The following is a 23,087-nucleotide window of genomic DNA, read 5'->3' as shown; positions in this document are numbered from 1 at the left end:
CGCACTTCCTGTGCGCCTTAGAACTCCTGGTGTCTCGCTCGCCGCCGAGAGCATGGGACGTCGTGGTCGCCTGTCCGGAATCTGCTGGGCGCCTCAGGGCCCGATGCCGGGCGGATACGGGAGTGTGTCCGCACTGCGGCGTTGTCTCGGGCCGGGTGCATGACCGCTACGTTCGGCGACTGGCCGACGCCGCGGTCGGCGGTGTGAAGACGGTGCCGGCGGTGACGGTACGGCGTTTCAAGTGCGCGAACGCCACGTGTGCGGCGGCGACGTTCGTCGAGCAGGTGGACGGGTTGACCCGTCCGCACACCCGCTACACGCCGCTGCTGCGGAGAATGCTGACCTCGGTCGCGGTAGGGATGGCGGCTCGGGCAGGTGCTCGCCTGGCGGCTCGGCTCGGGATGCCGGTCGCCAAGGACACCCTGTTGCGGCTGGTGCGGTCGGTCCCTGAACCGCCGGTCGGCGCGGTGCGGGCCGTCACGGTGGACGACTTCGCCCTGAGGCACCTCAACACAAGGCGCCGACCCGTGTCTCCTTCCTCATGCCGGGCGTCGTGCAGCCGGGCGTCTCCGAGCCCTGCCGCCGCGAGTAGAACTTTCCATTGGTGGTAGTCGGTGTTCGGATTGAGCGGCCCGCCCGTCGCGGTCGCGAACACCCATCCCCCGTCTTCCCAAAGCTGCCGGGCGTTCGCCCGGTCCGCTTCCCGTTCCTCGCGATGCCTGCGGGCAGGGTCACGAGCCGGCTGGGCAGGCTGATGCTGCGCCATCCGGCCCTGAATCTGGTATCCGCGGTTTCCTGGTTGCTCCGCCTGCGCTCCGAGCACTCTCGATTGACCACGGCGGCGCTGCGGGGTCTGCTACATGCTCGCTGCAAGGGCAGGCCGAGTGACCCACAAGTGCGACCGGGCACGATCGGCGGCGGAAATTCCCTGGCCGTGCCCGGAAGGCACGGCCATAGTCATGGAGTCACTCCCTTGCACTGGTTATTCAGTCGTGCCTCTGCTCCTCTGATCGCCGTGGTGACCGGCTTGGCCACCGTGGTGGCCGGCTCCCTCGCCATGCCCTTGCCCGCGCTGGCCGCGTCCGGCTCGGCACCGTCTCGGGACGCGAAACCAGCGGCCGCGGAGCCCGAAGTCGAGCTCATCCACCTGGCCGACCTTCAGAGCTCCTCGGGCCTACTTCGCAAGTTGAACAACAGGGGGCAGGTCATTGGGACGCTCCCGAACCCTGCTTCCCCCAGCGGGAAAAATCCCAAAGCTGTGCTGTTTGCTCGTGAATCCGTCACGGATCTTCACGCGAGCCTCGGCGGCGACTTCCACGTGAGCGATCCCAGGGACATCAACAACCACGGCGCCGTGCTTGTCGGTACTGACGACACGAGCAGCTTCCTCGTCAAAGATGGCAAAGCGACTCGCCTAAACTCTACGGCAACGGCTATCAACGACAGCGGTCAAATCGCGGGCCCCGGCGGGGTACACGATCCCGACGGTTCTGTATTGAAGCTCCAAGCGTTCGAGGATCAGTACTTGGAGCCTACCGCGCTGGCCAATGACGGTACGGTCGTCGGTTTCGCCGACATGGACCCTGGTCCGCTCAACGGTTTTTCCGCCTTCCGGACCAAGCCCGGCGAGCCCCTCATCATGAGCCGAGACCGTCTGACGTTCGGCACTGCCAAAACCCAGGCCACCGACGTCAATGACCATGGCCAGGTCGCCGGCTACGTGGACAACCCGGGGAACACCAATGACATCCCCATCATCTGGGATAGGAGTGGCACACCCCAGGAACAGGGCACCACCCCTTCCGGGGAGACGGTGTACGGCAAGGTGGCTGCGATCAACAACTCCGGCATCGGCGTGGGAGTGATGTATGACGCTAATGACGCGCCACAAGCCGCTATGTATTTGCCGGGTGAGGCAATCAACCTGAGCACCCTGGTGCGGGCGGAGGGCTGGGACGTGAACCTCAGCCGTGCCACCGGCATCAACGACCACGGCCAGGTCGCCGTTATCGGCCGCTACCCCGCCGACGAGAACGATCACGCCTTCCTGCTCGACCTGGGTTTCGCCGAACCCGAGATCCGCTCGATCGACTTGTTGACGCAGCTTCCTCCTTCCACGGCGTGGGTCCCGGTGCCGGAGGGAGGGGTATACGAGGGCAACAAGATCCGCGTCAACCTCCAGGCCAGCAACCCCGGTGACCTGCCTCAGCGTAGGACGCTACAGGTGATCGAGGAAGGGACCGGTAAACCCCTGCCGGGTGGGACGTTCAATCTGACCATCCAACCTGGCGAGACGGTCGAGCGGTCATTTATCTGGGATACCAAGGGCTACTCCTGGCTTGATCACAGGCCGCGCTCGAATCGCTCCTTGAGCGTCCGGCTCTTCAGCGGCAACACATATATCGCTACTGTGGACAAAGAATTGAAGCGGCCGATCATGGTCAAGCCGATGCCCCTGGTTCTGGTTCACGGCTTCAGAAGCACAGCGGATCGATGGGACGCGTTCGAAGCGATCGCGAAGGGCGAAAACCCGCTGCAGGAGGTATACCGGGTCAACACCATGAACACTGGCGATCCGGATGACCGGACAAAGCCGACCAAACCCATGCTGGAGAACTCCTCCGCGCTGCACCATTTTGTTCAGGGGTTGCGTGAAGAAAAGGGCTTCGACAAGGTCGTGGTGGTCGCCCATTCCATGGGCGGAAACATAATCAAATACTATATGTCTCACTTTATGGCGACCGGGCTGGACCGCAAGCCCGTGGTGCATCGCGTTCTGCAGATGGGCACTCCCAACACGGGATCTAAATGCGCGGACTTGGCGGCCAGGGCCTCAACGGCCCTTAATTGGTGGGCGCCGGCGTTGCGTGAGAACACCAGCGCCTTCGTGGGGGGGTTGAACCGCATATTAGAAAAGGACGGCTATTCACATGGCAACTTCAGGGGTGTGCGGATCTCCAACCTGGTAGGTGTGGGCCGAAAACTGGTGTGCTCCCTCTCCCCGGCTCCGGTTCACTACTTCGAAGACAGCAGTGACGGAGTCGTTGAAACCCTTAGTGCCCGCTGGAAAACCGATAGTGGCTGGAACTTGCGGGACATTGTGCTCACCAAAAGCGAACACACCGCGATGACCGAGAAGACTTCGGATTACCGCAACTACATCGCGCCGCGACTTTCGGCTGATTCTTCCACCAGCCCCGAGTACGAGGGGCCCTCACCGGTCGCGCCTGAATCGGCGCCGGAAAAGCCGCTGGCCGGTGAAGCGAGTGGGCCGGGTAAGTCCGGTGTGAGCGCCGAGACCGCGGCCGAGGCCGAGGCTGTGGCTGATTCGGTGTTCGCGTTTCCTTCGGCGACGGTGGGTGCGGGCGCGACGGTGACCGTGCCGGTGGAGGTGCCGCAGGGTGCGGCGTTCGGCGTCGTGACGGCGCTGCCGTCGACGGTGGGGATGCTGCTGCGTGACCCGTCGGGTGCTGTGGCCGCTTCCTACGCCCCGGGCAGTGACGCGGCCAAGGAGCCGTTCCAGGGACTGCGTGTGGACAACCCGCAGACGGGGGGGTGGAAGCTGGAGATCACCAACGCCGGGTCCGGGCCGGTCGAGGCTCTTGCGAGCGCGTGGATCGCGGGCAACCCGCTGACCGTGACGGCCAAGTCCGAGCAGTCGTCGGCGGATGGCAGGGTGACGGTGTCGGCCACGGTGACCGATGCCGGTCGGCCGGTTACCGGGGCGCAGGTGCGGGCCACCGTGACCGGTGACGACGGCGTTGCGCGCGAGCTGACCCTGAACGACGATGGCGCCGGCGAGGCCGGTGACGGTGTGTACGGCGCCACCAGCGAGGCGCTGGCCGATGGCTTCTACATCGTCACGGTCACGGCCGATACCGCTCAGGGCATGCGGGTCACGGGTGCCGACATCACGGTCGAGCAGATCGACACCCGTGAGTTCGCGTTGACGTTGTCGGCCGGGCCGGGGGGTTCGGTGGCGGCATCGCCGGCGCGGGAGGTCTACCGGGCCGGCAGCACGGTGAAGGTGATCGCGACGCCGGAGGCCGGGCGTGTCCCGATCGGCTGGACGGTCGACGGCAAGGAGCGGGGCCCGGGTCCGCTGACGCTGACCATGAACGAGGCGCACACGGTGCAGGCCCGGTTCGGCACCTACACGGTGACCGAGATCGGCGCGCTGTCCGGCGGGGACGCCTCGAAAACCGTGGCGCACACGCTGAACGATCGCGGTCAGGTCGCGGCCACGATGACCGGCCAGGACGGCAAGGCGCACGCGGTGCGCTGGCAGGACGGGACCATCACCGAGCTGGGCGGCCTGGCCTGCACCGACGGCGAGACCAAGTGCGAGACCGGCGCATACGGCATCAACGAGGCCGGGGAGGTGGCCGGCTCTGCTGTGGCGTCGGTGAACGGCGGCAACTCCCGGCACGCCGTCATCTGGCGCAACGACGGTTCGGTCACCGATCTGCACGCGGGCGACAGCTCGGCGAACCTGTGGGGCGACGCTTTTGCGGTGAACGACAACGGTCAGGTGCTCGGGGAGACGGCTGGGCCCAGGTACGTGATGTGGGATCGGGGGGCCGCGGTTGCGATGCCCGCCGACTACGACCCGGGCTGGAGCGGCTACGACAACGAGTGGCACCAGCTCCGGTACTCGCGGATCAACGGTCACGGCGCGGTCACGGGCGGCTACGAGCTGGGCGGCCGGGACGGCAACGGTCTTCCCCGGGACACGGGTCCGGCGGTCTACGCCGATGGAGTGCTCACCAAACTGGCGGGCACGGTCGAGGGCTGCGCCCGAACGGCCGGCAGAACCTCCGACCTCAACAACACCGGCCTGGTGGTCGGCACTCTGCGGTGCGGCCGCTACGAGAACACAACGACCAAGCGCGCCTATGTGTGGAAGGACGGCAAGCCGACCGATCTGGGGGCGGGTGAGGCGACCGCGGTCAACGACAACGAGCTGATCGTCGGTTCCGAGCCGGGATCTTATCTCAACGTGTATAAGCCGCCGGTGATGTGGGTGGACGGCACCAAGCACCCACTGGCCAATGCGCTGTCTCGGCCGTGGTGCCCGGAGGACGCCGCGAAGACGACCCAGCCGTGCGTGGGCATAGGGCACGTGCTGGACGTCAACGCCTCGGGCCAGATCCTGGTGAAGGGTTTCCTGCGTGACCGCGCGCCGGACCGCGACGGCTTCATCCAGCAGGACCGGGCGCTGCTGCTGAGCCCGACCACGGCGCGGGCTGATCTGGCGGTCACCACAGAGGTGTCGGCGAGTGAGCCGGGGCCGGGTTCGACGGTGACCTGGACGGCCACGGTGACCAACAAGGGCGACGACGCGGCCACCGATGTGCGGCTGGACGTGTTCATCCCTCAGAGCGTCACCGGGGCGACCTGTGACACCTGGCGGGGCCAGTGCGCGCCGATCAAGGGCGGGTTCCGCAACACGGTCAAGGTGTTGGAGCCGGGCTGGAGCGCCACGGTGGAGGTGAGTGCGACCGTGCCGGCCGGCACCGCCGGCGGCACCGAGCTGAAGGCCTCGGCGCACGGCTACAGCCTGGCGGTGACCGATCCCGAACCGGCCAACAACACCGCCTCGGCCACCGCGACGGTTCGTCCGCTGTTGAGTACCACCGGGATCGTCTGGCCGGACCCGGTGCAGGTCGGTCAGGTCAGCTACGCGAGTACGGTGACGTTGACCAACCGGCTCAACGCGCCGATCCCGTTGAGGGTGATCGCGGTCAGTGGGGCGTTCACCCAGGCCAACGACTGCCCCGTCGAACTCGCCGTGGGGAAGGTGTGCACGGTCCAGGTGAGGTTCGCTCCGACTGGTGAGGGTCCGGCCAGCGGTGCGCTGACGTTCACCACCGCCGACGGCGCCGAGCCGGCGTTCACCGTGTCGTTGACGGGTCAGGGCGCTAAGGCCGGCGGCACGCCGGTCGTGCAGGCGCCGGCCGCGCCGGTGCGGGGCACGGTGGGCAAGCCGTTCACCCTGAAGATCCCCTTCACCGACGGCGACGCCGGTGACACCCACACCGCGAAAGTGGCCTGGGGCGACGGGCCCCCGGTGGAGGCCGTGGTGACCCAGCGGCCCGGTGGCGGCACCCTCGAAGTGACCCGCACGTTCACCGCCCCGCGCACCGGCACCGCGCTGGTGATGGTCTACGACAGCGGCGGCGCCCTCGGGACGGCCAGCGTGCCGTATGTCATCGAGGAGGCGGCGCCGAACACCGCCCCGGTGCTGAGCGCCGGAGGCGACGTCGAGCTGACCGCAGGGGAGAGGCTGCGGCGCATCGTGACCTTCGCCGACCCCGATTCCACCTCCTGGACCGCGAGCGTGGACTACGGCGACGGGGCCGGCCCTCGGCCGGTCACCCCTGACACGGCCAGGCAGATCACGCTGGAGCATCAGTGGGCCACTGCGGGGACGTATCCGGTCACCGTGACGGTCAAGGACGACGGCGCCCTGGAGGCCACGGCCACCTTCACCGCCACCGTGGTGACCGCCGACACCCCCAACCAGGCGCCGATCGTGACACTGGAGACGCCTTTCGACACCATCGAGACCGGAACCGGCTGGGTCGGCATCGGTTCCTTCACCGACCCCGACTCCACCTCCTGGACCTACACCGCCGACTACGGGGACGGGGCCGGCCCACAACCGCTGCCCCTGACCGCGGGGCAGTTGAAGCTCCAGCACGTGTATCAGTCGGCCGGTGACCACACCGTCGTGCTCACCGTCACCGACGACAAGGGCGCCACGGGCAGCGCCCAGGTCACCGTCCATGTCACCAACGCCGCCCCCGAGGTGACCCTGACCGCGCCGGCGGTGGCCAAGGTCGTGCCGGTGGGCAAGGCGGTGGCGCTCAGCGCCACCTTCACCGATGCGGGCAGCACCGACACTCACACCGCCACCTGGAGCATCGGCGGCAAGCCGGTGCCCGGAGCGGTGACCGGACACCGCGGCAAGGGCACCGTCACCGGGTGGCACACCTTCACCGAGGCCGGGCTGTACCCGATCGCGGTGACCGTCACCGACAACCACAACGCCACCACCACCGCCACCACCGGCGGCGGTGGCAAGCAGGCCTACGTACTGGTCTACGACCCGGCCGACACACTGGTCGGCGCCGGACAGAGCACCACCCCCGCCGGGGCGTGCACGCTGAACACCAAGTGCGCCCCGCGGGGCAAGGCGACCCTGGACGTCACCGCCGGTTACCACGGCAAGGACACCACCCCCACCGGGGAACTGCGTTACACCGCCCCCGGGTTCGACCTGCGTGATACCTCCCCCGCGGTGCTGGCCATCGCCGGCGGCACCGCGATCCTGCGTGGCACCGGGAAGGTCAACAAGACCATCGAGGTCAACTACGAGATCACCACGATCGATTCCGGCCAGGCGGCCGACGGCACCGACCGGCTGGCGGTCCGGGTCTGGACAAAGAAGAACGGAGAACTGATCTACGACACCAGTGCCTCACCGGTACCGGTGACCGGCGTCATCCGCGTCAGCGGCTGAACCTGACCCATCACACGTCCGCGGGCCGCAGTCACCCTGGTCGTGGCCCGCGGACACCCGGCTCACACGCAGGTCACCGGCAGCCGCTTGAGCAGGCGCGGAAACGGAGCGCAGATCCCGCCCGTTCCCCGAACGGGCGGGATCTGTCGTACGTGTGGTGAATCGGCGCCTGCGGCGGCGATGGGCGTGGGTGCCGTCATGAGAGGGCCCTTGGCCACCGCGTAGCCGCCGGGCAGGGCGAACATGCGGGCGGTCCCGTGCGGGAACGCACTCGCGTCGGAGTCTGCCTCGCGTTGGTACACACCGCACGACCGGCCTTCGACAAGTTCGCTGCAATCGCAGGCCAAGCGACCTACAAGCGCGACCGATCACCATCTCGTGATCGATCTCACGTTCGGGGGGTTAACACCTGACGGAGGGGTGCCTATGTCGGTTAATGCATGACATGCGCGTTGGCGCCGCAAACGGGCAGAAACGAGTCACTTCGCAGGAGAGGACGGCTCCCTCCACGCACACCCTACCCGGAGGTGGCGCGCATGCCCGGCCCGCAGATCCATGGGACCGTGCTCGGGAGATCCCGACTCCGGCATCACTAGACATTCCCATCCCGTGCGGATGCACGGACCCCATTCAGGAGAAGATCTTCATTGAACTTGTTACGCAGCCGCGCTTTCGCGCGGCGGGTAGCATTTCCCCTGCTCGCCGTGGTGGTCGGCTCCCTGTTCGCGCCGACACCGACGATGGCGGCGGCGCAGCCGGAGCAACAGGCAGGCGTTGCAGCGGCAGTCGCGCCCACGCTTACCGATCTTGGTAGCACCAATATGGGCCTTGACTCGTTTCGCTACGCCGGAGGGATCAACACCCACGGCCAGGTCGCGGCCCAGATCGCGGACACCCTTAACTCGAACCGTAGAGCCGTGCTGCTCGCCCCTGGGCGACCCGCTCAAAGGTTCCACGAGAGCCTGGGGCTTGGGGGGGACGGTTACAGCTACGCGCTAGACGTCAACGATCGCGGCGACGTGGTCGGCGGTTATGGTTCAGGAAAGCCCTTTGTCGTCCACGGCGGCGCGGTGACCAAGCCGAATCTCCAGGGCGCCGCGGTGGCCATCAACAACGTAGGTCAGGTTCTTGGGGGGGACTGGGTATACGACCCCCTCAGCGCTGAGACGCTGAAGCTTGCTCCAGCCGGCGTGTCCGTCGCGACCATGGCCAGTTCGCTGAACGTTTACGGTCAGGTGGTCGGTGTCATCGACGCGGACCCTGATCCGAAGGTGACCAGATCCACCGCGTTCCGGACCAGAGCCGATGAGCCCGTCAACCTGAAACGAGATCTTCTTCGGTACACGGGCGACACCCACGCCTACGACATCAACAACAGCGGCCAGGTGGCCGGCTATGGGAGGGATCTTGACGGCGTGGGCTATGTCCCCCTGATCTGGGGGGAGGACGGCCAGCCCCTGCGGATGAACACCCCGCTCGGCGGTCAGGTGCTGGCGATCAACGAAGCCGGCCTCGGGGCGGGCTGGATGTGGCACAAAGCCTCCTCTGACGCATCCGCTCACCAGCGGGCCGCGCTGTATGCGAACGGTCAGGGGGTCGACCTGAACACCCTGCTGCCGGAGAACACCTCCTTCACCTTGACCCAGGCTACCGGCATCAATGATCGCGGCCAGATCGCCGGCCTCATGCTGAACAATGCCAGCCGACTGTTCCACGTCTTCGTACTCGATCTGAAAATTGCCCGACCCAAGATCGAATCGATGACGCTTGAGACGCGGCTGTACCCCTCTGAGGCGTGGGTCCCGGTGCCGGAGAGCGGCACGGTCGATGGCAACGAGGTCCGCGTCACCGTCACCATCACCAACCCGAGCAACTACCCCGAGCGGGTGAGCTGCGTGCTGCAAGAGGAGGTGTTTGAAGGCTCGCTGCCCAATTGCGGGCGCAACCTCACCCTCGCCCCCCACGAGACCGTCACCAAGCGAGTGGTCTGGGACACGACTGGTTTCGCCTGGCACGAGGGGAAAGGGTGGTCAGACCGATCCTTGACCGCAGAACTCCGTGTCAGCCACACCCCAACCTCGTTGGATGTCTCCCTGGGTGCACCGATAACCATTCGGCCGAAGCCCGTGGTACTGGTGCACGGTTACAGGAGCAACAGGGAAACGGCGTGGGATGGCTACACGTCTGTTTTGGCGTCCGTGCACCCGCTGCTGAATGGATACCCCGTCGATACGCTCAACACCGGTGATCCGAAGGACCCGTCCAAGCCCACTTTCACCATCGAGCGGAACGCCGGGGAGTTGGGGGACTACATCGACGGCGTGCGCGAAGTGGAGGGTGCGTTCCAGGTCGATGTCGTCGCCCACGACTCGGGCGGTGTGATCGCCCGGCACTACATCCAAGCCGAGATGCCAAGCAAGCCGGCGGTGAGCCGGATGCTGCAGATGGGCACCCCGAACAGGGGAACTCCCTGTGCGGACATGCTCTTGGCCGGGACGATCGGGATGGGCGGTTCTCCCCCCGCCATGCCGGCCACCAAGCACAGCACCGTGGCCTACATGGACGGTGTCTTCAACAAGAACGTCACCAACATCAAGGGTGTGAAGGTATCCAGCCTTGTCGGTGTGGGGCACGGCGTCTCCTGCCTCGACCCGGAAGGCGGCGTAGCCGGGGACGGAATGGTTCCGAAGTCGAGCGCGCGGTACGTTTACACCGACACCCCTGTCACCCGTACGCGTCACGACGCGATGACCCATTCGGCGGCGGATTTCCTGTCGTATGTCCAGCCGCGGCTGGCCTCGGTGCTGGCCGGCGCCGACAACCCCGATGGTGCGCAGTTCGCGCCCGGCAAGGGTGTCGCCCCGGCGTCCGGTCAGGAGGACGTTGCCGTGACCTCCGGGGAGGCAAGCCCGGCCGATGGTGACGGCGGCGCCGCAACCGGTGGTGCTTCGGCGTTCGTCGCGTTGTCGAGCGTGGTGGAGCCGGGGCAGACGGTGAGTGTGCCGGTGGAGGTTCCGCAGGGCACGGCGTTCGGGGTGACCGGGGCGTTGCCGTCGACCGTCGGATTGGTGTTGCGGGATCCGGCCGGGAAGCCGGCCGCGCAGTATGCGGCGGGCAGTGATGAGGCCAAGCAGCCGATCCAGGGGTTGAGTGTGGCCAAGCCGCAGGCCGGGGCGTGGAAGCTGGAGATCACCAACTCGGCGGCCGAGGCCGTCAAGGCCGACCTGGTCGCCTGGGTGGCCGGAAACGCGGTGACGGTGGCGGCCACGGCCGAGCAGTCGGCCGATGATGGCCGGGTGGCGGTGAGGAGCACCGTCACCGATGGCAGTGAACCGGTGACCGGGGTGCCGGTGCGGGCGATCCTGCTCGGGACCGACGGCACGCGCCATGAGTTGCCGTTGAGCGATGATGGCGGCAGTGGTGACGGCGCGGCCGACGACGGTGTGTACGGTGCCACCTCTGAGCCGTTGGCCGATGGGGTGTATTCGGTCACGGTGAAGGCCGATACGGCCAAGGGGGTGCGGGCTGCGCTTGATGTGGTCGAGGTCAAGAGGCCTGATACGCGGGAGTTTGAGCTGGCGTTGTCGGCGCAGCCGGGTGGTTCGGTGTCGGCGTCGCCGGCGCAGGATGTCTATCGTGTGGGGTCGGCGGTGACGCTGACCGCGGCTCCTGAGGCGGGGCGTGTCCCGATCGGGTGGACGGTGGATGGTCAGGAGCGGCCGGCTGGGAAGCTGACGTTGGTGATGGACGGTCCGCACACGGTGGTGGCGCGGTTCGGTTCCTACACGGTGACCGAGCTGGATGGCACCGGTGGCGAGGATGCGGGAAGAACACACGCGGTTGCGGTGAACGATCGTGGTCAGGTCGCGGCCACGGTAGTGGAGGACAACGGTAAGCATCGTGCGGTGCGCTGGCAGGCGGGTGAGTCCGCCGACCTGGGTGGTCTGCCGTGCACCGAAAGCTCTACAGGTCCCCATGAAGACTGCGACGCGGATGCCACGGGGATCAACGAGGCCGGAGATGTCTCGGGTTACGCGATCACCTCGGCGGAGTCCGGGAACGTGCAGCGCGCTGTGCTGTTCGGCAGGGATGGCTCGGTCACCGATCTGCAGAAGTCCGGCACGGGCGGCTTCGCGTTTGATGTGAACGACAACGGTCAGGTGTTCGGCGCCGTTGACGGCAGATACGTGATGTGGGATCGGGGGACCGCGGTCGGGCTGCCGGCCACCCCGCCGTTTCACAAGCATGGAAGCACGTTCGGCGGAATCGCGGGCGATGTGGGGACGCGGATCAACGCCCAGGGAGCTGTGGCCGGCGCTTATGTGACCGACCGGGGAGTAGACGGCACGCCCACTTCCTGGAGCCCGGCGGTCTATCAGGACGGGGTGACCGCCAAGCTCGCGATACCTGCGGATTGTCCGAATAAGGGCGGTGGTGTGTATGCGGTCAACACCACGGGTGTGGCGGTCGGTGAGCTGAAGTGCCCCATCCATGGCTCCTCCAACGCGTATATGTGGAGGGACGGCAAGCCGGTCGATCTTGGTGTGGGTAAGGCGAGCGCGGTCAACGAGCATGGGCTCGTGGTCGGTCTCGCGCTCGACCCGGACGCCTCCACCCCCGTCAAGGAGATCTACGAGCCGGTGATATGGCTGGAGGACAAGAAGTACCCGCTGGCGGACCTGCTGCCCCGGCCGCTGTGCCCGAAGGAGCCGGCCGACACCAGGATGCCGTGTATGGGCCTGAACTGGTTGCACGATGTGAATTCCTCAGGCCAGATCGTGGCGCAGGGATTCATCCGCGACAGGTCCTCCGCGGACGGTTCCTCCGACTTCGTCACCTCTCCCCGGTCGTTCCTGCTGACCCCGACCACGGCGCAAGCTGATCTGGAGGTCACCGCCGCGGTGTCGGCCACCGAGCCGGGCCCGGGTGCGAAGGTGACCTGGACGGCCACGGTGACCAACACCGGTGAGGACACCGCCACCGATGTTCGGCTGGATGTGTTCACCCCCCCGGGCGTCACCGGCGCGGCCTGTGATACCTGGCGGGGCAGGTGCACCGAGATCCAGGGCGGGTTCCGCAACACGGTCAAGGTCCTGGAGAAGGGCTGGAGCGCCACCGTCGAGGTGAGTGCGACCATCCCGGCCGACACCGCCGACGGCGCCGAGTTCAAGACCCACGCGATGGCGGACAGCCTGGCCGTATCCGACCCCAAGATCGAAAACAATGGGGCGGAGGTCACCTCCACGGTTCGTCCGTTGTTGAACACCGTCGGGGTCAACTGGGCCGATGCGGTGCAGGTCGGCCAGGTCAGCCACCCGTACACGGTGACGTTGACCAACCGGCTCAACGGTCCGATCCCGTTGAGGGTGATCGCGGCCAGCGGGCCGTTCACGCAAAGCAATGCCTGCCCGGTGGAGCTGGCGGTGGGTAAGGCGTGCACGGTGCAGGTCAGGTTCGCCCCCACCGCGGAAGGCCCGGCCAACGGTGCGCTGACCTTCACCACCGCCGAGGGCGCCGAGGCGGCGTTCACCGTGCCGCTGACGGGCCAGGGCGCCAAAGCCGGCGGCACGCCGGTGCCCCAGGTGCCGGCCGCGCCGTTGCGGGGCCAGGTGGGCAAGCCCTTCACCCTGAAGGTTTCCTTCACCGACGCCGACACCGCTGACACCCACACCGCCCAGGTCGCCTGGGGAGACGGGCCCCCGGTACCGGCCGAGGTGACCCGGCAGCCCGGTGGCGGCACCGTCGAGGTGACCCGCACCTTCACCGCCCCGCGTACCGGCACCGCGCTGGTGATGGTCACCGACAGCGGCGGCGCCCTCGGGACGGCCGGCGTGCCGTATGTCATCGAGGAGGCGGCGGCGAACACCGCTCCGGTGCTGGACGTCGGAGGCGACGTCGAGCTGAGCGCCGGGGAGAAACTGCAGCGCGTTGTGACCTTCACCGACCCCGGTTCCAGCTCCTGGAGCGCGAGGGTGGACTACGGCGACGGGGCCGGCCCCCGGCCGGTGATACCCGACGAGGCCAGGCAGATCACGCTGGAGCACCAGTGGGCCACCCCGGGCAGGTATCCGGTCACCGTGACGGTCAAGGACGACGGCGGCCTGGAAACCGCGGCCGCCTTCACCGCCACCGTGCTCTCCGCCGACACCCCCAACCAGGCCCCGGCCGTGACGTTGGAGACGCATTTCGACACCGTCGAGGCGGGCAGCGGCTGGGTGGGGATGGGCTCGTTCGTCGATCCCGATTCCAGCTCCTGGACCTACAGCGCCGACTACGGCGACGGGGCCGGGTCGCGGCCTTTGGCGCTGACCGCCGGGCAGTTGAAGCTCCAGCACGTGTATCCCTCGGCCGGTGACCACACCGTCGTGCTCGCGGTCACCGACGACAAGGGCGCCACGGGTACCGCCCGGCTCACCGTCCATGTCACCAACGCCGCACCCGAGGTGGCCCTCACACAGCCGGTCACGGCCGTGGCGGTGGGCACCGAGGTCAGGCTGAACGCCTCGTTCACCGACCCCGGTGGCGCCGACGTCCACACCGCCGTGTGGACCATCGGCGGCACGCCGGTGCCCGCGGCCGTGGCCGAAAGCACCGGCCCCGCCAAGAGCACAGCCAAGAACGCGGGCACGGTCACCGGGTCGCACGTGTTCACCAAGGCCGGGCGATACCCGATCTCGGTCACGGTCACCGACGACAAGGGCGCGACCGGCACCGATACCATCGACGGGCAGACCGCCTACGTGCTGGTCTACGACCCGGCCGGCTCGCTGGTCGGGGCCGGGCAGATGCTCTCACCCGCCGGGGCGTGCACGCTCGCCGGCCAGTGCGCCAAGGAGGGCAAGGCGACCTTGGAGGTCACCGCCCGCTACCGCGGCAAGGACACCACTCCCGCAGGTGAGCTGCGCTACAACGCCCCGGGGTTCGATCTGCGAGACGGCTCCCACACCGTGCTCGCCGCCTCCGGCGGCACCGCGATCCTGCGCGGAACCGGGAAGGTCAACAAGAGCGTCGATGTCACCTACGAGATCACCGCGGTCGATTCCGGCAAGCCGGCCGACCGCACAGACCGACTGCTGGTCAGGGTCTGGAAGAAGAACGGAGAACTCATCTACGACAACAGCGCCTCGCCCTCACCGGTGAGCGGCGTCATCCGCGTCAGCGGCTGACCCCGACATGTTCGCGGGCCGCGGTCATCCCGGCTGAGGCCCGCGGACACCCGGCTGACCCGCCGGCCACCGGCAATCGCTTGAGCAGGTGCGGAAAAGATCAGCACCCGCGTCCGAGTCCGCCCTCACCCTGGCCCGCGAGATCAAGGCCCCCCGCACTGCCGCGTGCTGTTCACCGTCTATGAGATGAAGCGGCTGGGCCGAGACGCCGCTGAACCTGCCGCCGTGAGCGCTACCGGAACTTGAGCGCGACGACATCTCGTATCCGGGAGGAGTCCACCGCGCTGATCTTAAGGGCATCCCGTACGGAATCGAGAAATCGCGTGCACCATGAGGGCCTTTTGCCGCAGGTCACCCGTGGCATCGGTGGTCACAACGATCAACTCTCCTTGGTCGCCATCATCAGAACTTGCGGGTAGGTGGCCACGGCGCGGACGGCGTGGTCCTCACGAGAGGCCTCAAACCCTTCGACCACCGTGCTGACCTCGTCATCACCGATGAGGTGAGGACTGGTCCTTTGGAACATCACCAGGGCGCTCGCGAGGAAGTCACCGAGGTCAGGACCCATTTCCACGTTGTTGCGCAGCAGGATCTCCAGGTCGTCGACCACGAACCCGGCGCCCTTGGCGAGCGCGGGGAGCTTACAGCCGATCATGCTGTCGGAGCCCCCGGCCTGCGTGACCCGCATCCAGCCGTCGGCCGCCAGGCGGAACGGCTCCCAGTCGGGCTGGACGGTCGTGAAGGACAGGTCCTCCTCGATCACGTAGATCCGGCCACCGGCGGGAAGCGCGTCGTACACGGCCCTCAGGACACGTCCGGGGTCGGAGACGTGCTGCAGCACGAACCGCAGGATGCAGGCGTCAAACCGACCCCGCGCCGTCTCCGGCAGCGGATCCTCGCCGAGCCTGCATAACTCGATGTCGTAGTTCGGCGGCGCGGTCATCGGGTCGAATCTCCTGGCGAGGTGCGGGTTGGCCTCCAGGCCGAAGATGGGGGTCTGCGGGAAGCTGCGGGCGAGGAAGCCGCCGTAGTTGCCGCCGGCGCTGCCGAGGTCTGCGCGTCCACGGCCGAAAGGACTTCTGTGGCCCCGCGGCCGATCTGGACCCGCTCCAGATCATCATCGACGTCAGCGCCACCGGAGCCTGCGGGTACACGATGGCCGACTGGCTACGGGAGCACCACCAGATCAACATGCACCTGTCCGACCATCGCCGGATCAGCGCCCAGCTCACCCACGCCGACGGCGAGGACTCGGCGGAGCGGTTGCTCACCGCCCTCCGGGACCTGGTCGCGCACGCGGACGAACTCCCGTCGGCCCAGGTGCGGATCGCCGGCGACCTCCGCCTGGACCAGGCCATGTCCCCGCGTAAGGCGTTCTTCGCCGAGACCGAGCAGGTGCCCGTCGACGGGGCCGCGGGCCGGATCGCCGCCGAGATGCTCACCCCGTACCCGCCGGGCATTCCGGCCGCTCTGCCCGGTGAGCGATTCACCGAGGAGGTCCTGAACTACTTGCGCACCGGCGTCTGCGCTGGGATGGTCGTGCCGGATGCGCTGGACACCACGCTGCGCAGCGTCCGCGTGGTCAGAGACGGCCGGCACTGACGACAGTTCGGACCATCAGCCGCGTTCGTGGTCGGCTGGGCCGAGCTCTGTTCGCAGTCGCGCCGTCAGGTGCCGGGTCGCTTCGAAGCAGGACCTCCGCCTCGAGGAACGAATACAGCCACGAGGTCTTCGGCCGGTCGAAACGGGTGAGCCATTCCGCTTCCGGTCTCGCGACCCACTCCGCCAGCAGGCCCTGGACCAGCCGTCGAGGTCCCGCCTCCAGTGCGGAGTCCTCCGTGGTCACGACGAGCAGGTCGATGTCGGAGGTGGCCACATGCTCGCCACGGCACACCGATCCGGCAAGCAGGACGGCGAGCACATCGTCCCGTTCGGCGATCTTACGATGTGAATCCATCTCCCCGATTTTCGCCAATTCACCACGAACGTGTGAATGTTTCGCAGGAGTAGGTTCATCGGTTCCCCTGCCGTAACGACACCTGCGCCAAGAGGACCTTCGCCGAACAGGTTCCCGACCGGAGCCCCGTTACGACCGGCGCGACCTCGGGCCGGGGAGGCGGCGCGGGCGATCGCGCCGACGGTCGAGGGGCGGGGCCGGTGCGGGACGGCGAAGGTCAGGCGTTCATCGCGTGTCGCCCCGGCCGCCGCCCACCGCGACGAATGCCTCCGCAGCCGAGGCGACGCGCTTTCGACCGTCACCTACCGCGAGCGTCCGATCCGGCCGCTCCCGCGGTGAACATCAGTCGAGGGTGAGCGTGATCAGGGAGACGAGAGTAACGCAGGTGGTTTTGCAGGGATACAGCGCGGCTTCCATCTTGCTGGGGAGCATGTCCAGAGAGTTGACGTCGAGTTCCACTGCTCTTCTCCTTTTGTTGGGAGGACCTCCACCGAGACTGCGGCGGTCTCCGTAACCACCGGCTCGTCTGGCGGAGTCTGTGTGGTCGGACTCGGTGTGGTGCCTACCATGCCGCTTCGTCGGCGCGGGCGGGTTCCTCGATCAAGGTCGTACTCCGGGTCCGTACCGGTACGACGAATTCGCCGTACCGGGACAGCATCGTGCCGGGCACTTATGAACCACTTTCGATAGGAACGACAAGGCGTTCCCGACTCCCGGCCTGACTTTCGCCGATCACCGAAACGACCGGGACGGAAGACGCTGTTATCGGCGGGCCGGATGCCGTTCGCCACGAAGCGGCAGCCGGTCACGGCCATGCTCGCCCGGGCACTGGAGTCCGGGATTCCATTTCACCGGTTCACCGCCGATGGGCCCTTTCGGGCCGACGATAATCCGCGGATGCTTAAGAAGCCTTAAGCGTTCTTAACGGCCGCTTATGCTGATCTTGAAAGGCTGAGGTCGTGTTCGGGACGGTTGATCATGGCCCGCACTCGGACCGTGGATGTCAGAAGTTGCGCGGGGTCACCAGGCCGGATTCGTAGGCGAGGACCACGAGCTGGGCGCGGTCACGGGCATGGAGCTTGACCATGGCCCGGTTGACGTGGGTTTTCGCGGTCAGCGGGCTGATCACCATGCGGTCGGCGATCTGGTCGTTGGACAGACCTCGCGCGACCAGGGCGACGGCCTCGCGTTCGCGGTTGGTCAGTTCTTTCAGCCCAGTGTCGGTGCCGGGGTTGAGCGGCTGGGTGACGTACCTGTCGATGAGCTTACGGGTGATCGACGGGGCGAGCAGCGCGTCGCCGCGCGCGGCGACGCGTACGGCGTGCAGGAAGTCCTCCGGCTGGATGTCCTTGACGAGGAATCCGGCCGCGCCGGCGCGCAGCGCGTTGAAGACGTACTCGTCCAGGCCGTAGTTGGTCAGGATGACGACGTGCACCCCGGCCAGGGCCGGGTCCGCGGCGATGCGCCGGGTCGCCTCGATGCCGTCGACGACCGGCATCTGGATGTCGACGAGCGCGATGTCGGGCAGGTGTTCCCTGGCCAGGGCCAGGCCCTCCTTCCCGTCGGCGGCCTCGGCCACCACCTCGATGTCGTCTTCGAGGTCGAGGAGCGCGCGGAATCCGCTGCGGATGAGCGGCTGGTCGTCGACCAGCAGGACACGGATCATGACGTTCGGTCCACGGGAAGTTCGGCGTGGACGGTGAAGCCTCCCTCACCGCGCGGTGCCGCCCGCAGGCGCCCGCCGAGGGCGGTGACTCGTTCGCGCATCCCGAGCAGCCCGACGCCGGGCACCGGGACGGTGTCCGGTGTGGCCTTGCCGTCGTCATCGACGCGTATCGCGAGGGCGTCGGGACGGTAGTCGATCCGGACCGACGCTGTCGCGGCGGAGGCGTGACGGGCGATGTTGGTGAGCGATTCCTGGACGATCCGGTAGACGGTCCGGCTCACCGCGGCCGGCACGTCGTGTCGTTGTCCTTCGACCGTCAGTGTCGCGTCCAGGCCGACGGTGCGGGCCCGTTCCACCAGTTCCGGGACGTGGTCGAGCCCACGCGGCGGGGTCGTGTCGTCGTCGCGCAGCGCCTGCAGGGTCGCGCGCAGCTCCCGGGTCGCCTCACGACCGGCCTCCTGGATCACCAGCAGGGCCTCCGGCACCTGTTCACCACGCTTGCGGGCCACGTGGACGGCGACTTCGGCCTGCACCTTGATGACCGAGATCTGGTGGGTGAGCGAATCGTGCAACTCCCGCGCGATGCGCAGCCGCTCCTCGTTGGCGCGGCGCCGCGCGGTCTCCTCCCGGGTGTGCTCGGCCTCCTCCGCCCGCCGCTCGGCCTGCCGCAGCGCCTCACCCGCGGCACCGGCCGCGACCAGCCAGGCCAGTTCGAGGGCGCCTCGGGCCTGCGCGAGCGCCTCGCCCGTGTCGTGCAGACCCGAGGCCAGGGCCGCGAAGGGGAGAGCGGCCAGCATGATCACGCTCACCGCCACCGTGACGGTGCGGTGTCCCGCCCGTACGGCCGCGTACACCGCGCACAGGTACGCGACGGCGGGCACGTCGAAACCGGCCGCCTGGTAACCCACCGCGCACAGCCCGGTGACGGCCAGGACGGGAACCGGAGCCCGGCGGCGCGCGGCCAGCACCAGGCCGCCGGCCGCCAGCAGCGCGTAGCCGAACAGGTCGAGGTTCGTGGCGGAATTCTGCCCGGACAGCCCGGTGACCAGCAGCGTCGCCGCCACGCAGACGGCGATCGCCCAGTCTGTGACACCGGCCCGGACACCGGCCCGTCCTGTACTCATGCGCGCACCCTAGCCGGATGTCCGCGTGGGCGACTCCTGCGTGCGGATGATCGGCCGGCTACCGCACACGCGGTATCTTCGCGGCCGCTGCGGCGTCCGCGGTAGTGCGAATTGCCTGCGTCCGCCGGACGACCGGCGGTGGGCCCGGCGGACATGATCAGGCGATGTCCACTCGCAGGAAGAGAAGGAGCACCGCATGTCAGTCCGATTCGTGATCGCCGTGGCCGAAGCCGCCCTGGTCGAAGGTGTCGAGCTTGCCGCACAGCCGGATCCCGCCAGTGCCTACACCTTGACCGCCGGGCGTCTCTGGTCCTTGGTGGCCGCGCTGCTGGGGCTGGCCGGCGTGGTCATCGGCGGGCTGGCCCTGGCCCGCTCCGCCGGTCGTATCGGCACCGGCACCGGACGAAGGGGGGCCATCGTGGCCCTGGCGGCAGGGCTGGCCGGGCTGGTCGGCGGCGGGCTGGTCGTGGCCGCCGCCGACGGCGGTCCCGGCACCGGCTACGGGATAGTCGGGGGCTTCGTGGCCCTGGCGGTCGGGCTGATCGCCATGGCCCTCGGCGGGCTGGCGCTGGCCCGCTCCCGCCGCACCGGCTGACCCGAAGTCCGCCCCGCCCCATTCCCGCGTGCCGTACGCGCTTGCCTCCAGCCACAGACCTACCGGCCACCTGGCCGGACCGGCCCACACTGAAGAGTGGCAAACCGCGAGCACTACGTTCGTGACATCGCCCTCACGAAGACGCCGTGGTGGTCGCGGCGCGACAGCGCGATCGTGCGTACGGGACGACACGGCTCCGCTGTGGTCATCGTTGCCTTTTCGGGTTCGCCGAGGTGAGCAATGGGATCGTCGGCTCCCCGGCAACTTCCCGGCAACGACGTGCACGCCGGGATGGGCTTCGCCGCGACCGGTGGCCGGTCACGGCGAAGCGCGTACGGGGTCAGGTCGGCGACAGGTCGCCGGCCGTCACACGCTCGTGACGGTCCAGTGGTTGTTGGTGTTGTTGTTGGGCGCCCACATGGACACGGTGGAGCCGGCGGTGCTGCTGCCCATGCCGTCGAGGGCGGTGTTGGTACCGCAGTTGATGATCTGGTAGCGGCCGTTGCCCACGCTGTTGAGGCGCCACTGCTGGTTGTTGCCGCCGTTCCAGGCCGCCTGCCTGGCGTTGGCGCCGTTGGCGGTGTTGCCCCAGCTGTCGATGACCATGCCGTTGGTGCGGTTGACGACGCGGTACCAGCCGCCGCCCAGGTCGGCGAGCTGCCACTGCAGGTTGGCGCTGCCGTCGTAGTTCCACTGTTTGAGGTTCGATCCGGAGGCGACGTTGCCGCCGCTGTCCAGCACCAGGCCGGTGGTGACGTTGGCGATCCGCACCCAGCCGGTCGGGGTGGGGCCCGAGTCCAGGGCGGGGATCTGTCCGGAGAAGGTCAGCTTGACCACATACGCCGGGGCGCTGAACGGGGCGGTGGAGGACGGCATCGAGATGTGCAGGCCGGAACCGTCCTGGCTGCGGTCGGGCAGGTTGATGTACGACCCGGCGGTGGAGTTGAGGAGCTGTACCGAGGTCAGGCCGCTCAGGTTGATCCGGTTCGAGCCCAGGGTCGTGATGTCCAGGGTGGCACCCGGCCAGCCGAGCACGGTGGCGTACAGGACCGTGTTGTTCTTGTGGCGAGTGAAGCGGATGTCCCGGTTGGTTCCCGGCCGTGGCGTGACGAAGGAGCCGCCGCCCATCTGGGTGGGGCCTTCGCCGAAGCTCACCCAGGCCCGGGTGGAGTAGATCGACTCGCCGAAGCGCCTGAGGTAGTCCCCGATGCCCAGCAGGATCGTCCGCTGCCCGGACGGGATGGTGCCGTCGGCCATCGGGGCGATGTTCAGCAGCATGTTGCCGTTCTTGCTGACCCGGTCGATCAGCGAGTGCAGCATGGCGTTGAGCGAGTAGTAGCCGATGCCGTTGGTGTAGGACCAGCTTGAGCTGGAGATGCTGTCGTCGGTCAGCCAGTAGGGGGTCTGGATGCCCGCGGGCCCGCCGCGCTCGAAGTCGTAGACCTCGCCCCTGGTGTTGAACCCGTCCTTGTAGGTGGCGACCACCTCCCTGTTCCAGGCGATGGCCTGGTTGTAGTAGTAGGCGAGGAAGTTCAGCCGGTGTGTCTCGGGGATCTGGCTGAGGTTGAAGTCCTGCCAGATGATGTCGGGCCGGTAGCCGTCGATGACCTCCTTGAGCTTGTCGTACCAGAGCTGGTTCTCCGCGGTCCTGTCCAGCTGGCCGTAGAGCTTCCTGATGGAGGTGGTGGACTGCATGGGCGCGCGCTCGAAGAAACCGGTGAAGTTGTAGGCGTGGTGCAGGGAGACCAGCAGCTTGAGGCCCTTGGCCCGGATGGCGTCGGCGTGCAGCCGCAGCAGGTCGAGCCTCGGGCCGGTGGCGACCGAGTTCCACTCGTTCACCCTGCTGTTCCACATCGAGTAGCCGTCATGGTGCTCGGCCACCGGCCCGGCGAACTTGGCGCCGGCGTCGAGGAACAGCTGCGCCCACTCGTCGGGGTCGAAGTTGCCGCCGGCGGATCTGAGCCTGGGCGCGAACTGCACCCAGTTGCCGGCCCTGTCAGCGGCGCCGTTGATGAAGTTGTGGTACGGCCATACCGAGGGATCGCCGTAGACGTTCCTGTGGTGGTTGTTCTCGTTGGAGCCGCTGAAGTACATGTTGCGGGGGTACCACTCGTTGGCGAACGCGGGGACGCTGAACACCCCCCAGTGGTAGTAGATGCCGAACTTGGCGTCCTGGAACCATTCGGGGGCCGGCGGGTGCTGGTCGACCGATGCCCAGGTCGGGGTGTAGCTGCTCGGAGCGTTGGCGGCCCACGTGGGGCGGACCCCCAGTAGGCCGGCGGCCGCGGCACCCCCGGCTCCGGCGAGCAGTGCGCGGCGGCTGAACGGGAACGAGGACGAGGACATGGGCGGAAACCTCTCGGAAGGGGATTCTCCTGGCTGTTCTGCGGGTGGGATGAACGCGCGGCCGTGTGCCGGGTGGACGTCTTGCGCGTCGTCTCACCCGGTACACGAGCCGCCGGAGCCACCTGGAGATCCGGATGATCGCGGGGGACGACACCCCGCGGGATCGACGCCGCGTCCCGTCATCGGGGAACACACACCACTCGGGCGTCGTGGTCGACGGCCCCTGCCGCGCACCACCGACTTGGCATAGGGGCCGTCTCGGGGACTCAGTGTGGAAACTATTACAAAATGTGTCAAGCTCATTCAGGAAGGTTCTGTCTCATCGCTTGATACACACGTTGCACGCCTGCTTCGACGCCTGCCGGATCCTTGAAAGTCGCAGTTTCGCCATCCGGGACGAGATGTTGGCCGTGAAATTTTCATCACATCGCCCCGGCCCGCTCGGTGCGGCGACCCGTGAAACACCAGATGGGCCGTCTCCGGCTCCCGCCCCTGCCTGCCTCGCCGTGCTTCAGGCTCTTGACAGTCTCTCCTCGCCTCGTGTTTGCTCCGCTCCACCACCGCAATTGTTCGGCACGGGAAGAAGCCACAATCGACAGAAAAATGTTAACGCTCACATCTATCTGTCCCTCGAAAAGACATGCTCGACGACCGTGAATCCCGGACAGACACCACATCCGCGATTCACCCTCACGGTCGACGATCTCT

Annotated in this window: 11 protein-coding genes and 1 pseudogene; 5 read left to right on the top strand and 7 right to left on the bottom strand. The window is 67.7% G+C overall.

Annotated elements, in window-relative coordinates:
* Nucleotides 1–29 precede the first annotated feature (29 nt).
* Both AB0J58_RS25585 and AB0J58_RS25580 read left to right on the top strand, forming a co-directional pair.
* A complete protein-coding gene (locus AB0J58_RS25585; RefSeq protein ID WP_364219750.1) occupies nt 30–611 on the top strand; it encodes a transposase family protein in 582 nt (193 codons plus the stop codon).
* A 143-nt stretch (nt 612–754) separates the two neighbouring features.
* Nucleotides 755–7,525, top strand: coding sequence for a PKD domain-containing protein (locus tag AB0J58_RS25580; RefSeq protein ID WP_364219747.1), 6,771 nt, complete (start codon nt 755–757; stop codon nt 7,523–7,525).
* Between the two features lie 62 nt (nt 7,526–7,587).
* Here the strand turns inward: AB0J58_RS25580 and AB0J58_RS25575 are convergent, their stop codons facing one another.
* Nucleotides 7,588–7,770 (bottom strand): hypothetical protein, encoded by a 183-nt coding sequence (locus tag AB0J58_RS25575; RefSeq protein ID WP_364219744.1) that lies wholly within the window; start codon nt 7,768–7,770, stop codon nt 7,588–7,590.
* A 402-nt stretch (nt 7,771–8,172) separates the two neighbouring features.
* Here AB0J58_RS25575 and AB0J58_RS25570 point away from each other — a divergent pair, with 402 nt between their 5' ends.
* A complete protein-coding gene (locus AB0J58_RS25570; protein WP_364219741.1) occupies nt 8,173–14,691 on the top strand; it encodes a PKD domain-containing protein in 6,519 nt (2,172 codons plus the stop codon).
* Nucleotides 14,692–15,070: 379 nt separating this feature from the next.
* On the opposite strand, the pseudogene AB0J58_RS25565 reads toward AB0J58_RS25570, so the two are convergent.
* Nucleotides 15,071–15,733 (bottom strand): annotated as a pseudogene (locus AB0J58_RS25565) (methyltransferase); the annotation flags it as partial.
* Between the two features lie 113 nt (nt 15,734–15,846).
* On the opposite strand from AB0J58_RS25565, the gene AB0J58_RS25560 reads away from it, so the two are divergent.
* The gene (locus AB0J58_RS25560) at nt 15,847–16,293 is read left to right on the top strand and encodes a hypothetical protein (protein WP_364219738.1); all 447 of its coding nucleotides are present in this window, start codon (nt 15,847–15,849) and stop codon (nt 16,291–16,293) included.
* Here the strand turns inward: AB0J58_RS25560 and AB0J58_RS25555 are convergent.
* The 4 genes from AB0J58_RS25555 to AB0J58_RS25540 all read right to left on the bottom strand — a co-directional run bounded on the left by AB0J58_RS25555 (nt 16,274) and on the right by AB0J58_RS25540 (nt 19,438).
* Nucleotides 16,274–16,648 carry a nucleotidyltransferase domain-containing protein gene (locus tag AB0J58_RS25555; protein WP_364219735.1) on the bottom strand — a complete coding sequence of 125 codons (375 nt, stop codon included), beginning with the start codon at nt 16,646–16,648 and terminating at the stop codon, nt 16,274–16,276. The genes AB0J58_RS25560 and AB0J58_RS25555 overlap by 20 nt on opposite strands.
* 342 nt (nt 16,649–16,990) lie before the next feature.
* On the bottom strand, nt 16,991–17,107 hold the full coding sequence (locus AB0J58_RS25550) for an ALQxL family class IV lanthipeptide (protein ID WP_364219732.1): 117 nt from the start codon (nt 17,105–17,107) through the stop codon (nt 16,991–16,993).
* A 544-nt stretch (nt 17,108–17,651) separates the two neighbouring features.
* Complete coding sequence (locus tag AB0J58_RS25545; RefSeq protein WP_364219729.1) at nt 17,652–18,314, bottom strand: response regulator transcription factor; 663 nt, start codon at nt 18,312–18,314, stop codon at nt 17,652–17,654.
* On the bottom strand, nt 18,311–19,438 hold the full coding sequence (locus AB0J58_RS25540; RefSeq protein WP_364219726.1) for a sensor histidine kinase: 1,128 nt from the start codon (nt 19,436–19,438) through the stop codon (nt 18,311–18,313). Before AB0J58_RS25540 ends, AB0J58_RS25545 begins: the two co-directional genes overlap by 4 nt.
* Before the next feature lie 196 nt (nt 19,439–19,634).
* Between AB0J58_RS25540 and AB0J58_RS25535 the strand changes: the two genes are divergently transcribed.
* The gene (locus AB0J58_RS25535) at nt 19,635–20,033 is read left to right on the top strand and encodes a DUF6223 family protein (protein WP_364219723.1); all 399 of its coding nucleotides are present in this window, start codon (nt 19,635–19,637) and stop codon (nt 20,031–20,033) included.
* A 366-nt stretch (nt 20,034–20,399) separates the two neighbouring features.
* Here the strand turns inward: AB0J58_RS25535 and AB0J58_RS25530 are convergent, their stop codons facing one another.
* Nucleotides 20,400–22,379 (bottom strand): alpha-L-fucosidase, encoded by a 1,980-nt coding sequence (locus AB0J58_RS25530; protein ID WP_364219720.1) that lies wholly within the window; start codon nt 22,377–22,379, stop codon nt 20,400–20,402.
* Nucleotides 22,380–23,087: the final 708 nt, after the last annotated feature.

This window comes from Streptosporangium sp. NPDC049644 (assembly GCF_040675205.1).
Lineage (GTDB): Bacteria > Actinomycetota > Actinomycetes > Streptosporangiales > Streptosporangiaceae > Streptosporangium > Streptosporangium fukuiense.
This window is presented reverse-complemented; position numbering and strand designations above follow the sequence as displayed.

Bases quoted from the DNA above. Each gene is read 5' to 3' on its own strand.
- AB0J58_RS25580 (WP_364219747.1), top strand. From the start codon at position 755: ATGCTGCGCCATCCGGCCCTGAATCTGGTATCCGCGGTTTCCTGGTTG.
- AB0J58_RS25575 (WP_364219744.1), bottom strand. From the start codon at position 7,770: ATGTTCGCCCTGCCCGGCGGCTACGCGGTGGCCAAGGGCCCTCTCATG.
- AB0J58_RS25560 (WP_364219738.1), top strand. From the start codon at position 15,847: ATGGCCGACTGGCTACGGGAGCACCACCAGATCAACATGCACCTGTCC.
- AB0J58_RS25555 (WP_364219735.1), bottom strand. From the start codon at position 16,648: ATGGATTCACATCGTAAGATCGCCGAACGGGACGATGTGCTCGCCGTC.
- AB0J58_RS25545 (WP_364219729.1), bottom strand. From the start codon at position 18,314: ATGATCCGTGTCCTGCTGGTCGACGACCAGCCGCTCATCCGCAGCGGA.
- AB0J58_RS25540 (WP_364219726.1), bottom strand. From the start codon at position 19,438: ATGAGTACAGGACGGGCCGGTGTCCGGGCCGGTGTCACAGACTGGGCG.
- AB0J58_RS25535 (WP_364219723.1), top strand. From the start codon at position 19,635: ATGTCAGTCCGATTCGTGATCGCCGTGGCCGAAGCCGCCCTGGTCGAA.
- AB0J58_RS25530 (WP_364219720.1), bottom strand. From the start codon at position 22,379: ATGTCCTCGTCCTCGTTCCCGTTCAGCCGCCGCGCACTGCTCGCCGGA.